Below are 12,676 nucleotides of genomic sequence, written 5' to 3' on the forward strand. Positions count from 1 at the left end.
GGCATGCGCGGTGGTTCCCGTGCTGCGCACGGCATGCGCGGTGGTGCCCGTGCGGCTTACGGCCGTACGGTGCCGCGCGTCAGGACGTGGTGCCCGCTCGTCAGGACGTGGCCGGGGCCGGGCTGGGCGAGTCGCTCACCGGCGGCGGGGGGCGGGCTGGGCGTCGGGGACGCCGGGACGCTCTCCGACGGCGAGGGCGACGGCTCGGGCTCCGTGGTGCCGGTCCCGCCCGAGGGCGAGGGCACCGGATCGGCGACCGTTCCCCCGCTGGACGGCACCGGCGACCTGGTGACGCCGTCGCCGGGACCGCCGGGCACCGAGGCGGACGGCGACGCCGCAGCCGACGCCCGGTGCGAGGGCGCCGTGGCCGAGGGCCCGGCGCTCGCCCCGGCCGAGGCGGCCGGCAGCCCGGCCGCCGGGTCCGACGGGCTGCCGGAACCCGTCTGACGGTCCGGGGTCGTGGCCTGCCGTGCCGGCGGTTCCTCGGTCGGCACCCCCGGCTGGAGGATCGGCGCGATCGGCGGCTGCTTGGGCAGCGGCTTCGGGGTCACCCCGGAGACCCAGGCGTAACTGAGACCGGTGAGCCCGGCGAGGGCGAGGGCGCAGACCGCGAGCCTCAGCCCCGGCCGGCCCGCGGTGGTGCGTTTCGCGGCCCGGAAGATGCGCCCGCCGATCTTCACGGACAGATAGACGACACCGGCCATCGGGCACAGCAGCATCACACAGCCGATGGTCCCGACCAGCCCCTCGACGATCTTCCCGTCCACGAACGCCGAGCCGGTGCCGAGGAGTTGCGCGGTCAGGGAGCGGGTCATGGTGGTGAGGATCCGCGGCAGGTTCCACAGCGCGTACCCGAGTTCGCCGATGATCAGCGGGACCATCGTGAGCACCCAGGTGGCGACGATGGCACGCGCCGACTTCTTCAGCCCGGCGACCTCCTCGCGGGCCTTGTCCCCCTTCGGTCCCGGTACCAGGGCCAGCAGGATCGGCCTGATCTTGCCGTACAGGTCCGGGACCCCGGCCAGGTCGCCGAGGATGTAGTAGCCGTCCAGCCGTACGGCCGGCATCAGCTGTTCCAGGATCTCGAAGTGCCCGAGGTAGACCGTGGCCAGGAAGAACTGCGCCCCGGTGGCGAAGTAGGCGCCGGCCATGGCCAGCATGAAGACGACGTTGAAGTAGACGCCGCCCAGGTCGGTGCGGAGCCGGCCGGCCCGGCCGATCCGGTAGACGTCGGTGACGTCGGTGTACATCGAGGGCCAGATGAGGAAGAGCCCGCACCCGATACAGCCGGGGCGGGCTCCGCCGTATCTGCACGCGGAGGCGTGGCCGAACTCGTGGAAGACGAGGGAGGCCACGGTGAGCACGAAGACGACGAGGATCAGGACCGGCTGGTCGAGCACCTCCAGGACGGGTTCTATCGCCCCGAAGAACCCGAACAGCCAGACGTCCATGCCGACGGCCGAGGCCAGCACCAGTGCCACCACCACCGGTCGGTGCAGCCAGGCCAGCGAACGGGCGATCCGCGCCGTACGCCGCTCGTCGAAGATCACCCGATGGCCCTTGAGGGCGAGCAGCAGGTCGGAGCGCGGGGCGTCGACCTCGTCGTCCTCCTGGCCCTCCGGGACCGTCACTCCCAGCGGTTCGAGCTTCTTCTCGACGAGGTAGCGGATGTTCTCCCCGCTGACCTCACGGCCGAAGCGGGCGCTGACCCGGTGGGCGATGGCCTCGGCATCGCGGACGCCGTCGACCGACGACGCCACCAGGTACAGCAGCCTGGACAGCTGCACGACCTGCCCGTCCCCCCGACGGGCGATGTACTTGGGCTCGGTGAATCCCGATCCCTGGTACTCGCCGTGCAGCCGCAGTCCCGCGCTCAGCCTCGGGACCGGCGACGGCGGGTCGACCACCGGCAGGTTGCCCGTAGCGACCTGCTCGTAGGTGACCGGCCAGCCGCCGGGTCCGGGCACCGGGCCCGTGTCGTACAGTGCGGCGGTCCCGTCTCCGAGCACCGTCATATGTGGTCTCCCCCCGGATCCCGCATGCAGCTCCCCCCCGATCGCCAAGAGCGCCACCGCCGGGGCGAGGGCGGTGGCGCTCCCGGGGACTACTGGGTGACGCTGATCGTCTGCGCGGCCTGCGAGGTGGCGGACGACCACGCCGAGTGGTCGTTCAGGGCGGCGGACTGGTTGGACGCGTCGATGTTGGCGATGTGCTTGGTGACGTTGACGGTCCTGCCGAAGCTGAACTTCAGCCGGCCCAGGGCCTCACGGCCCGGCAGCAGCTCGGCGGACTCGTTCTCCAGCTCGTTCATGTCCATGCTCATGACGGATGTCCTTTCGTTTCGTGTGCGGTGAGGTTGAGGTCGGCACCGACGCCGTGCGCCGGGGCGGTGTTACTGGGTGACGCTGATGGTCTGGGCGGCGCCGGAGTCGGCCACCGACCACGAGGAGTGGTCGTTCAGCGCGGCGGACTCGTTGTGGGCGGAGATGTTCGCGACGTGCTTGGTGACGTTGACCGTCTTGCCGAAGCCGAACTTCAGCCGGCCCAGGGCCTCGCGGCCCGGCAGCAGCTCCGCGGACTCGGCCTCGAGCTCATGGGCGTCCATCATGATCTTTTCCCCCTCAGGGATAGACATTTCCGATCGGACCGAGTCAGGTTCCCCCCGAACTCTGTCCAATCTTGTCGGACGAGCTGTCCAACGAGATTGGACACTAGGGCCTGGGGGACCCCCTGCGCAACCCGTTCGAGAAATCACCCTCTCGGCCGATCGCGGTGGCGACCGTAGAATCGGCGCGACATGGCGGACTCCGCAGGCGGCGAGCAGGAAGTGACGGTCAGTGGCCAACGCACTGCAGCAGTTGATCCGTGAGCACCTCGACCGCAAGGGCTGGTCCTACGGTGACGTGGCGCGGCGCGGCGGTATCCCCCGCTCCACCGTCCACCACCTGGCCACCACCGAGCGGGTGGTCCGCATGCCCCAGTCGACCACCCTGGAGGGCCTGGCCAAGGGGCTGGAGCTCCCGCTGGAGCGGGTGCGCAGGGCCGCCGCCGAGGCGTGCGGGATCCATGTGTACGACACCTCGCCGGACGCGGACGCCGGTGCGAACGGCGGCGCCGCCGACCCGGAGGTCGCGCTGCTCATCGCGAGTGTCCAGAAGCTGTCGGCGGACGACCGCCGCCATGTCACCGCCCTGGTCGAGTCCCTGCTGGACCGTTCCTCCAGGCCCGCCAAGGAGTGACGACCGCCTCCCGGCCACCTCCGGTCCGTCGGCGGACCGCTCCTCGAACGTTCCCGGACGGTCTTCCGCCAAGTCGGAAAAAGAATCCAACTCCGCCCGAAAGCACCAAGATCCAGGGCTAGTCTCTCGTCCTGCCCGGGACGCGAGAGCCGCACGACCACGGGCTCTCAGGGGGAGATGTGTTGTTCGTGCACGGCGGACCGGCGACGGCCGTGGTCCGGGGACCCGACGGCGAGTCCGTCGTCCTGTTGTCCGGGGAACTGCCCGAGGTCCTCACCGACGCCTCGGTCACCGAACTCCTGGACCTGGCCGCCGCCATCCTGGACGCCGGCGAACTCACCCTCTTCGAGGAGTGCCTGCACGCGCTGCGCCGCAACGGCACGCGGGCGGGCCGTCGCATCGAGGTCGACGGCGCGGTCCTGACCGTCTACGAGGGATGAGCCGACACTCCGGGGGACGAGCCGCCGCCCCCGAGAGCGCGCGGAAGTGCCCGGAACCGGACTTGAACCCCTTCCGGGTTGACGCGTCGCCGCAGGTCAGCGGCCTGACCTGCCGAAATCCCTCACGATCGGTCCCGCCTTGGTCCGTCTCAACCCGTCGTAGACCGGCTCACACCGGGATGGTGCGCCATCTGGCGCACGGCCTGGCGCACCGGTGCCGAGCCCCCGACCGTGGGAGGAGAACGGGCGCAAGAACCCGTCAGAACGACGCGCATGACTGCAACAGCACGCGGGAATGGGCCGCATGACGCAGGTGGGCTGACGGCACGTCTGGCCGCCAGGCCGGTCTAGAAACGTCGGGGTTAGGAGGTGACGCGGAGCGTCAGTTCGCGAAGCTGGCGGCCGGTGGTAGTGATGTCGTATCGGCGCGCGTTATGGAGAGCCGCCTTGGTCAGGGTCTTGCGCCGGTGGAAGTCCCGGCCCATCTCGTCTAGGGCCACGGCCAGCGAGCTCGGGTCGCCAGGAGTGTAGGGAACGCCATTGCTCCCGAGAATTTCCCTTGCACCGGGAAGATCGGAGTAGACAACCGGAAGTCCGTGGGCCTGGGCCTCAATGAGGACGAGCCCGAAAGCCTCCAGACCCTTGGTCGTGAAGACGAAGGCGTCGAATGCCGGCAGGCGGCGCCACAGTTCGGTGCGGGGCAGGAACGGATCGAAATGAACCCGGTCCTGCAGCCCGAGTTCGATTGCTCGCTGTTCCAGATGCTCCCGCAGGTTTCCTTCGCCGATCACGGTCAAATGGTGCGGTTGATCGGTTATAGCGAGGGCTTCGACGGCGGTGATCGTGGATTTGTTGTCGTCCAGACGCCCGGCGTGCACCAGAGACAGGGGTCCGGCTTCGGTAGGCGGTTGATCGCGTACCCGGGCATCGCTCAACGGGATGCCCCACGGGATGACGGTGAGCCGATCGGTGAATCGGCGTCCGGTGAGCCGGTCGATGCGGTCGGCGAGGGCGGAGGTCGGGGCAACGATCGCGGCGCTTGCGGCAGCGACTTCATTCATGGCCTCGCGTTCCGATGCGCTGTGCTCGGCAGCCATCACGTCGGGGCCGTGGGCGATGGCGATGATCGGGATGTTTCCGGCGGTGCGGGCGAAGGCCAGGCTGAGAGCGAACCCGAGGTACTGGGCGTGAATGGCATTCGGCTGGATCTTCTCGATGAGCGCACCGACCTCACGCGTCAACTCGTCAACGTAATCGTCGAAGTCCGGGCCGTGGGGGCGTTTCGTCGTGGAGAGGGTGATCAGCTGCTCGAACGCAGCCTTCCAATCCTGATCGACCGGTTCCCTACCCAGGAAGGTCGTGTGGACGTGAGGCATCGCGCCGTACAGATCGTTGACGAGGATCATGCTCCCGGACGAAGGCTCGGCAGTGCGGTTGATGCCGGTCAGGATGTTCAGGAGTTTTGCGGCCATGCGGAAACTCCATTCATGGATGACCGTTGGGTGGGGACCGGAGATAGGGCTTCCAAAGCCGACTCGATTCGTGATTCATCGGTGGTGTTCTGCATCTCGCGCTGGCGGGGAGGCGCCCACCACGACGCCAGGTGCGGCGTGAAGACGGCCGTGACCTCCTCGGCCGGATGTAAGTAACCCTTGCTGTCCTGTTCTGCTGTCCATACCCGGACTGTCGATCGGGGGTAGACGGGATTTACCCCTATCTCTCCCTTGGGGAGGATTCCGTTGAAGGGGGTGGGGATTCCCTCACTGTTCCAGTAGTCCCATACCTCCAGCGCCTTGGCTTTCTCGAAGCAGTGGTACAACTGCCGGTAGCGCGGCATGTACCGGATCTCGCGGAAGATCAACTGACCGATCAGTCCAGGTGCGGCTTTCCGGAGCGTGCTGAGATCGGCGCCTTGGAAGGTGACCGATGCCGCGTCCTGAGATGGGTGCAGCGCGGTCCGGGCGAACAGGTGGGACAGCCGTCGCCGGACGTACTCGGCGACTCCCGGCCCGAGAGCCGGTTCCATGCCTTCGATGATCTGGATGAGCCGGTGATGGCGCGGATTGAAACGGGCCAGGTCGAACAACTGGTCCATGCCGTCCACGGCGGCGAAGGCGAGTCGTTTGTAGAGCCAGTTGTTCAGCTCTCCCGCCTGGGCGTAGGTCTTGGTCTCCGGAGTAGCGGAGTGAAGCATCAGGTATTCGGACAGAACCTCGAAGTACAGGTAACCGAGGAACGGCACGTGGGCCACGGCGTCCGACAACTGGTCGATGAACTCGGGTGCCGGAGTGGCATGGCCGGCGGCGTTGCGCAGGGCACTGTCGAGGAACACGGCCGCGGCGCGCAGCCCGGCCAGCACAACACGGTCGAGCTGGTCGTTCTCGGCCGGGGTGAGGAAGCTCTGGTAGCGCAGGTAGGTACGCAAGTGGATCGCGCCGAGATGCAGGTAGTCCACGCCCTTGGGCCGGATCGGGGCATCCGGGGTGACCTCGAAGACCATGGGCGTGGTGGAGGGCTTCGTCCGCATCAGGTAGGCACCGAGGTTGTGTGGGCGCAGCCCCTCGCGCTGACTGGCGAGAGGCGAGCAGTACAGGGCCCCGACCAGGCATCCGGTGGAGACGTGCAACTCCCGGCTGGCGCGGATGGCGTCGATGTCCTTGGTGGTGTGCAGCAGGTACATCGGCTGTCCGCTGACGAGCGCTTCGGTCATGGCGTTGTGCCGTATCAGCCAGCCGTTGGGGGTTGAGCATTCCAGGTATTGGCGCCAGTCACTCTCGCTTTCGGCCAGCGAGGCAGGAATGCGACGCTGCGCGGGCACGGTGTAGTCCGTGTGGGCGTGTTCCCATTCGTCGCGCAAGACAACTCCCAGGGATGGAGGATCGGCGGGGCCGGGGCGAGAAGCTAAAGAGTCTCGACGTTCGGCCCGGAAAGGCGGTTTCGGCAGTCGAGAACATAGGCCGCGCATTTCTCGATCATCGGGAGGTCGAATCGCGGATGGTCCATGAGAAGAACCACTGCGTCAGCGGCGGCTACCTCGTCCGGGGTCGCATCGACCCTGGGCACGTTCAGCTTGGCGTCGTCCGGGATGTTGGGTTCGGCGCCGCGAACCTCGGCGCCGAGGCCGGTGAGAAGTTCGGCGACACGTGCCGAAGGGGAATTGCGAAGGTCGGTGGCGTTGTACTTGTAGGTCAGGCCGAGCAGCAGAACCCGAGACCCCCTGACGGGCATGCCGCGCTTATCGAGTGCTTCCACGAGACGCCGGACGACGTAGTCGGGCATGTGCCGGTTCACGTCGGCGGCGAGTTCCGCGAACCGGAAAGGGACGCCAAGCTCCTGCTGGGCCTTCCACGAGAGGAACATCGGGTCAACAGGCAAGCAGTGCCCGCCGACCCCCGGCCCCGGGGTGAACCGCGTGAATCCGAACGGCTTGGTCGCGGCGGCGTCGATCGCCTCCCAGATGTTCACGCCGAGGGAAGCGGCCAGCATCGCCATCTCGTTGACCATGGAGATATTGACGAACCGGAAGGTGTTCTCGATCAGCTTGGCCAGCTCGGCGACCTTCGTCCCGGACACCGCTACCGTGGTCTGAAAAATGCCGTCGTAGAACCCCTTGATCACATCGAGTGATTTGGCGTCGATTCCGGACACCAACTTCGGCGTCCCGTCGAACGACCACCGCTTGTTTCCAATCCGCTCGGGACTGAATCCGGCCAGGAAGTCCACCCCGCCCTTGAGGCCCGACGCCTTCTCCAGAATCGGCAGCAGCAGTTCCTCGGTGGTGCCGGGATAGGACGTGGACTCCAGGACCACCGTCGCACCCGGGCGAAGCTGCCCGCCCAGCGTCCGGGCGCAGGACTCGATGTAGGTCAGGTCGGGCACGCCATCCCGCAGCGGGGTCGGCACGGTGATCACCGCGATGTCGAAGCCGACCAGCGCGGCAGCGTCGGCGGTCGCGGAGTAGGCCCCGGAGTCCAGCACTGCGCGCAGCCGCGAGGAATCCACATCCCTCACGTAGGACTGGCCGGCGGCGAGCTGCTGGACGCGGTACGTGTCCACGTCATAGCCGACGACACGATGACCCACCTCTGCGGCGCGTACGGCCAGTGGAAGCCCCACATAGCCCTGACCAGCGACAACAATCTGCATGACAGCTCCTACTCGATTGCGGTGCTTGAATGGACCGTCGTTCCTGGTCTGGCAAGGAGAAGCGCTGTGCCCCTGGTGTCCGTCGTGATGCCCGTGTACAACTCGGCAACCACCCTCGGCGCAGCCGTCCGATCGGTGCTCACGCAGACCCACACCGACCTGGAGCTGCTGGTCACCGACGACCAGTCCTCCGATGGCTCCATAGACCTGCTCCGCGAGTTCGCCGAGCAGGACGAGCGCGTTCTGCCGGAGTCGGCACCCGAACGGGGCGGTGCGGGCCGGGCCCGCAACCTCGCGATCCAGCGGGCCCGCGGGGACTACATCGCCTTCCTCGACAGCGACGACATGTGGCTTCCGGAGAAGACCGAGAAGCAGCTCGCCTTCGCCGCGAAAGGTGATGCGCCGCTGACGTTCACCTCGTACTTCAAGATGGACGCCGACTACGACGGCGAGAGCACCGACTGGGTCCCGAACGGGCGGGTGGTCCATGCGCGGGAGCACGTGGACTACCGCGCGATGCTGGTCCGAGACCACATCGGCGCTCTCACCGCCATGTACGACCGCACTGTCCTGGGCACGAGGCTGATGCCGGAGATGCGCAAGCGCCAGGACTACGCCCTCTGGCTGTCGATCATGCGGGACGGTGCTGACGCCCGGGGCCTGGATGAGCCGCTTGCGGTGTACAGGGCCCACCAGGCGGGATCGCTGTCCTCCAACAAGCTGTCGCTCGTGCAATACAACTGGGCCCTGTACCGGGAGCACGAGCATCTGTCGGTCCCCCGGGCGACGCGGGCGCTGGCCGGCGCTGTCTGGCAGTCGCTGCGCAACTCGCGTATCTAGATCCGTGCACGGGCCCGGGGAGTCCGGTGCGCGACCGTTTCCGGGGGTGCCCGACCGAGCCCCGCCCCGTGGCCATGCCACGTGCTCGGGGGCTGGACCCGGGGGCGGGACTCGGTGAGTCACCGGTGCTGCCGGCCAGCTACGCGGCCGAGCCATCGCCGGCCCTCGCCCGCAGGAACAACTGGAGGAGCAGCCGCCGCTCGGAGACCGGGACGGTCTCCTGACCGCTGTGGAGCGCCTCCCGACCGTGCAGGAAGCGGCGCTGATTCACGATGAGGTAATCCCCGGCCTGGAGCATCAAGGAGACCTGGCCCAGGACGAGTTCCTCGGCGAGCTCCCTGGCGGCGTCGGCGTACGCCTGGCCGAGCTCGGACCTCTCCAGCATCTTGGCGGTGAACCGGACGAACCCCTCGCCCGGGTCGGAGCCGTCCAGGATCGGAAACGGCTTGTACTCCTCGCCCACGCCGAACAGGTCGAAGAAGGTCCCATAGTGGTAGGCCGACTCGGACAGCAGGGCACGGCTGTCCCCCGACAGCCGCGCCACCGCCGCGTGGGCGTCGGAGAGGATGCTGAGGCCGCCGCCGAGCGAGTCGGGACGAACGCACAGGAGCGAGGTGTACTCCGGGGGCCGGGTTGCGTTCACCAGGTCCATGTGGAACGCGTTGTACCCGATGCCGCTGGACTTGCCGGGGTCCTTGTCGACCTTGACCCCGATGTCCTTCCACAGGGGCCACCGCGGGAAGGGCGAGAAGGGGACCGCCACCTCGGCGGCGAAGGCCGTCACCAGCCGCAGGAACCGGTCGTCGTCGATCCCCAGCGCCTTGGCGAGGTTCCTTAGTCGCAGCACGGCGTATCCGCCGCTCTCCCCGGTCAGCGCGTGGCGCAGCGTCGCGACGGTCTCCTCGAACCGAGGGGTGGCCGACAGCTCGGTCCGGTACTGCTCCATGGTGGACGTCGCCAGGAACGAGCCGTCCAGTTTCCACGTCGGGAGAGGAAGGTCGATCAGAGCGGCTTCGAGTTCGCTCGGGATTTCGATGAACATGCGGAGCTCCCTGTCTCTTGGGGTTTTCGTTGTGTCGTTCGAACGGCGCGACCAGCCGGTACTGGATCGCCGGAGGTCATCCGGGCTACCAGACAGGCGATCAGGGGATGGCCGCCGCGAAGGCGACCACGGTGGTACGGCGCAGCTCGCGCACCGCCTGACGGGCGACGACGAACGGCAGGTCGGGGGAGTCGTAGAGGACCAGGGCGTCCGGGTCGGGTTCGCCCAGCTCGCCGAGGCGGGGATAGAGCGTCCCGCGCACGCCGATCGGCTCGGCCTCCAGGACGCGGAGCTTCACGTGTCCAGCGCGCAGCACGGGACACAGGCGCGGTGTCGCCTCCGCGCAGGCCTCGCACATGGGCGGGATCGCAGACCGCACCCCTTCCCAGCTCGCTGCCGCGACGTCGTCGAGGAGCGGAAGGAGCCACAGCATTCCGCGCTCGTCACGGGCGGCCGGCTTGCTGCAGCCCGCACAGAGGAGATCATCCATCGCGGTCCGCTGCCGCTCGGGGTGGAGTTCGGCTGCGTACTCCGGTCGGCCGGTCGCCGTACCGCCGCACAACGCCCACAGCGCGCCGTCCAGGTCCCGCGCGAGGGCGTCCTGCACAGGGTCGGCGTACTCCACACCGGAGGCGGTGACCACCACGGTGGCGGGCAGCGTGCTCTCGCCCGTCCACGGCGTCACGTACGGCGTTATCGCTCTGTCCACGTTGTTCCCCCGATGGTCGGCTGCAGGAATGCGATGAAGGCGTGGTGGCGGTGCAGCCAGTGCAGGTACGACTCGTACGCCTCGTCAGTGCTGGGCATGGCGCCCCGGCTGGTCGCGAGAACGCCGTCGACGAAGCCGGATGCGGCGTGACGGCACGCGAGGTTGAACTGCGGCCGGGCATCGGGCAGGCCGAGTGTGGAGGGTTGGTCGGTGTACCGCTCGCGGTGGACGATCCACCCACGATCGCGCGCGTGTTCCGCGAGGCGGTCGTGAAGGGCCTCGGCGTCCACTCCGCGGTCGGCGAGGACGTACGTGGTCACCTTGATGGGGCGGCCGGGCTTGATGGCAGCCAAGGCGTCCTCGAAAACGGTGCGGCGTAAGGCGCTCAGCCTGGCGTCGGTGGTTGGGCGGAACCGCGGCTCCGACGCCCTCCATGGCAGCACCCACGGCTCAAGCTCGTCGGCCGAGACGGGCCGCAGTCTCATGCCTGCCTCCTGCAAAACTCGGCGAAGCGCCGGTTCTCCTCTGCCTGCAGGCGTGCCATGGGGGCCGGGCCGTGAGCGGGCCGTGCTGTGTGCACGAGAACAACGCCGGCGAGAGCAAGCGCAGCGAGGAGGAGCGGCTTCGTCATGAGGGCTCGCTTCGGGATGAGGGCCTGCGGCCGGGGCCGGATCCTCCCCGGCCGCAGGGTTCTGGCCGTGCTCGCCGGCGTCCGAGGGGAGTCGTCGACGAGCACGGGGTCTCAGATGGTGATGCCGAGTCGCGCCGCGAGTGCGGCGTGCGGAGTCGGCTCGGGCCGGAACTGCGCCAGGGTGTTCCAGAGTGGCCCTGTCGGGACGAGCCGGTCACTTGCCGACGGCCGGAACCAGTACGGGCCTGGCGGCACTCTTCGGTTCAGAGACGGCAGCGTGATCGTGTGGGGAGCGCCGAGGCACACGGCGTGGGTGTGCGGCTCCCACTTGGCGGAGGACCCGGGCGGGACCAGCCAGTAGAACCAGCCGCTTTCAGGGTCCTCGATTACGGGACCGCATCCGCCTTGGACCTGGTCCATCACGGCCACAGCAGCGCGCGCCTGTACGCCCGAGCTGGTGATGACGACGTCGAACAGGTTGCTCCCGAGGCGTACGCGGGTGTCGCGGCGGGCCTCGACTGCCAGGAGCGTGCGGATGACTTCGGCGAGGTCTGCCATGTCGGCGGCCGGCTCCCGGCCGGTGCCAGCCGACTCGACCAGGCGCCATGCCTCCTCGGCGCTGGTCACCGTGGCGGTCACAGGTCCACCGACCCGGGGCGAAGGGCGGCGCGGACGGTCTTGCCGTCGAACTCTGGGCGGACGAACCAGGTGAGGGTCACGCCCTGCCGCGCGACGTCCCAGAGACCGCGTCCCAGTTCACCGGCGATGGCCTTGTCGAACTCGGGAAACGTGGGGTTGGGGTCCTGGACGTCGATGAGCAGCTCGTGGGCCTCGGTGACGATGAGGCGGGCACCGAAGTGCTGTCCGGTCTTCCCGGGGGTGAGGGCGTGCTGCACGGCGTTGTCGATGAGGACGTGCAGGACGTCGATCGCGAGGTGCTGGTTACCGGGCCAGTTCAGCACTGTGAGCAGGGTTCGCGCCTGGATGCGGGCTAACCCCGCGGCGCTGGGATCGGCAGGGAGATCCATGGGGATCTCGCGCAGGACCGGCGCGGTCACCGCGGCGGGTTGCATGTCGGTGGGTCCTTCGGTCAGGGGGAGCGTGCACCACGTTGTCGTGCCATCGGGGCTGACACCCCACTCCGCGGCCAGGGCCTCGACGAGGAAGAGACCGCGCCCGCCTTCATCGGTGGGGCCGGCGTGGCACAGCTCGGGCCGATCGGGGGAGCCGTCGTTCACCTCGATCACGCAGCGGTCGCCCTGGAGGAAGACGCGGACGCTGATGTCGGGGCCACTGCCGTGGCGGAGGGCGTTGGTGGCCAGTTCGGTGAGGAGCAGTTCCGCGGTCTCGATCAGGTCGGGACGACCCCAGTGGGTAAGGCCCGCGCGGGCGATGCGGCGAAGTCGCTGCGGCCAGGCGGCGTCAGCTTCGGAGAGGCCCTCGGTGTCAGGATCGGGTCGGCGCTCGATCGACACTGCGAGGGCTCTCTGGATGCCCTCTGGGCAACTCATTTCTTCGGCGGCGTCAACAGGCGCGCGTCGACGGGTGCGCTCCTGGTCCGCAAGGTGGGTCGTCATGGTCGGCTCCATGTCGAAATGGCCAGTGACGACATGGTGGGCCCACAACTAG

The 12,676-nt window shown here is 68.4% G+C and carries 14 protein-coding genes; 3 read left to right on the forward strand and 11 right to left on the reverse strand.

What is annotated here, in order from left to right; genetic code table 11:
• Positions 1 to 56: 56 nt before the first annotated feature.
• The 3 genes from ACZ7OO_RS17810 to ACZ7OO_RS17820 form a co-directional block, all read right to left on the reverse strand.
• On the reverse strand, positions 57 to 2,015 hold the full coding sequence (locus ACZ7OO_RS17810) for a zinc metalloprotease (RefSeq protein WP_471505672.1): 1,959 nt from the start codon (positions 2,013 to 2,015) through the stop codon (positions 57 to 59).
• Positions 2,016 to 2,104: 89 nt separating this feature from the next.
• A complete protein-coding gene (locus tag ACZ7OO_RS17815) occupies positions 2,105 to 2,323 on the reverse strand; it encodes a hypothetical protein (RefSeq protein WP_471505674.1) in 219 nt (72 codons plus the stop codon).
• A gap of 69 nt (positions 2,324 to 2,392) precedes the next feature.
• Positions 2,393 to 2,608 carry a hypothetical protein gene (locus tag ACZ7OO_RS17820; RefSeq protein ID WP_207921928.1) on the reverse strand — a complete coding sequence of 72 codons (216 nt, stop codon included), beginning with the start codon at positions 2,606 to 2,608 and terminating at the stop codon, positions 2,393 to 2,395.
• Positions 2,609 to 2,837: 229 nt separating this feature from the next.
• Here ACZ7OO_RS17820 and ACZ7OO_RS17825 point away from each other — a divergent pair, with 229 nt between their 5' ends.
• The gene (locus tag ACZ7OO_RS17825; RefSeq protein WP_352220256.1) at positions 2,838 to 3,239 is read left to right on the forward strand and encodes a helix-turn-helix transcriptional regulator; all 402 of its coding nucleotides are present in this window, start codon (positions 2,838 to 2,840) and stop codon (positions 3,237 to 3,239) included.
• Between the two features lie 188 nt (positions 3,240 to 3,427).
• Positions 3,428 to 3,679 (forward strand): hypothetical protein, encoded by a 252-nt coding sequence (locus ACZ7OO_RS17830; RefSeq protein WP_471505676.1) that lies wholly within the window; start codon positions 3,428 to 3,430, stop codon positions 3,677 to 3,679.
• A gap of 362 nt (positions 3,680 to 4,041) precedes the next feature.
• Here the strand turns inward: ACZ7OO_RS17830 and ACZ7OO_RS17835 are convergent, their stop codons facing one another.
• The 3 genes from ACZ7OO_RS17835 to ACZ7OO_RS17845 are packed head-to-tail and all read right to left on the reverse strand — an operon-like array spanning position 4,042 to position 7,825.
• Positions 4,042 to 5,151 (reverse strand): glycosyltransferase family 4 protein, encoded by a 1,110-nt coding sequence (locus tag ACZ7OO_RS17835; protein ID WP_471505678.1) that lies wholly within the window; start codon positions 5,149 to 5,151, stop codon positions 4,042 to 4,044.
• On the reverse strand, positions 5,133 to 6,536 hold the full coding sequence (locus ACZ7OO_RS17840; protein WP_471505680.1) for a hypothetical protein: 1,404 nt from the start codon (positions 6,534 to 6,536) through the stop codon (positions 5,133 to 5,135). Before ACZ7OO_RS17840 ends, ACZ7OO_RS17835 begins: the two co-directional genes overlap by 19 nt.
• Positions 6,537 to 6,580: 44 nt before the next feature.
• Positions 6,581 to 7,825 (reverse strand): nucleotide sugar dehydrogenase, encoded by a 1,245-nt coding sequence (locus ACZ7OO_RS17845; protein WP_471505682.1) that lies wholly within the window; start codon positions 7,823 to 7,825, stop codon positions 6,581 to 6,583.
• Positions 7,826 to 7,891: 66 nt separating this feature from the next.
• Between ACZ7OO_RS17845 and ACZ7OO_RS17850 the strand changes: the two genes are divergently transcribed.
• Positions 7,892 to 8,665 carry a glycosyltransferase family 2 protein gene (locus ACZ7OO_RS17850; RefSeq protein ID WP_471505684.1) on the forward strand — a complete coding sequence of 258 codons (774 nt, stop codon included), beginning with the start codon at positions 7,892 to 7,894 and terminating at the stop codon, positions 8,663 to 8,665.
• Between the two features lie 139 nt (positions 8,666 to 8,804).
• On the opposite strand, the gene ACZ7OO_RS17855 is transcribed toward ACZ7OO_RS17850, so the two are convergent.
• The 5 genes from ACZ7OO_RS17855 to ACZ7OO_RS17875 form a co-directional block, all read right to left on the reverse strand.
• Complete coding sequence (locus ACZ7OO_RS17855) at positions 8,805 to 9,707, reverse strand: TauD/TfdA family dioxygenase (RefSeq protein WP_471505686.1); 903 nt, start codon at positions 9,705 to 9,707, stop codon at positions 8,805 to 8,807.
• A 100-nt stretch (positions 9,708 to 9,807) separates the two neighbouring features.
• Positions 9,808 to 10,416 carry a hypothetical protein gene (locus ACZ7OO_RS17860; protein ID WP_471505688.1) on the reverse strand — a complete coding sequence of 203 codons (609 nt, stop codon included), beginning with the start codon at positions 10,414 to 10,416 and terminating at the stop codon, positions 9,808 to 9,810.
• Positions 10,401 to 10,901 (reverse strand): hypothetical protein, encoded by a 501-nt coding sequence (locus ACZ7OO_RS17865; RefSeq protein ID WP_471505690.1) that lies wholly within the window; start codon positions 10,899 to 10,901, stop codon positions 10,401 to 10,403. Before ACZ7OO_RS17865 ends, ACZ7OO_RS17860 begins: the two co-directional genes overlap by 16 nt.
• A gap of 257 nt (positions 10,902 to 11,158) precedes the next feature.
• Positions 11,159 to 11,686 carry a hypothetical protein gene (locus ACZ7OO_RS17870; protein WP_471505692.1) on the reverse strand — a complete coding sequence of 176 codons (528 nt, stop codon included), beginning with the start codon at positions 11,684 to 11,686 and terminating at the stop codon, positions 11,159 to 11,161.
• The gene (locus ACZ7OO_RS17875; RefSeq protein ID WP_471505694.1) at positions 11,683 to 12,624 is read right to left on the reverse strand and encodes an ATP-binding protein; all 942 of its coding nucleotides are present in this window, start codon (positions 12,622 to 12,624) and stop codon (positions 11,683 to 11,685) included. The genes ACZ7OO_RS17870 and ACZ7OO_RS17875 overlap by 4 nt, the downstream gene beginning before the upstream one ends.
• Between the last annotated feature and the right edge of the window lie 52 nt (positions 12,625 to 12,676).

The organism is Streptomyces sp. NPDC111744 (genome assembly GCF_055634995.1).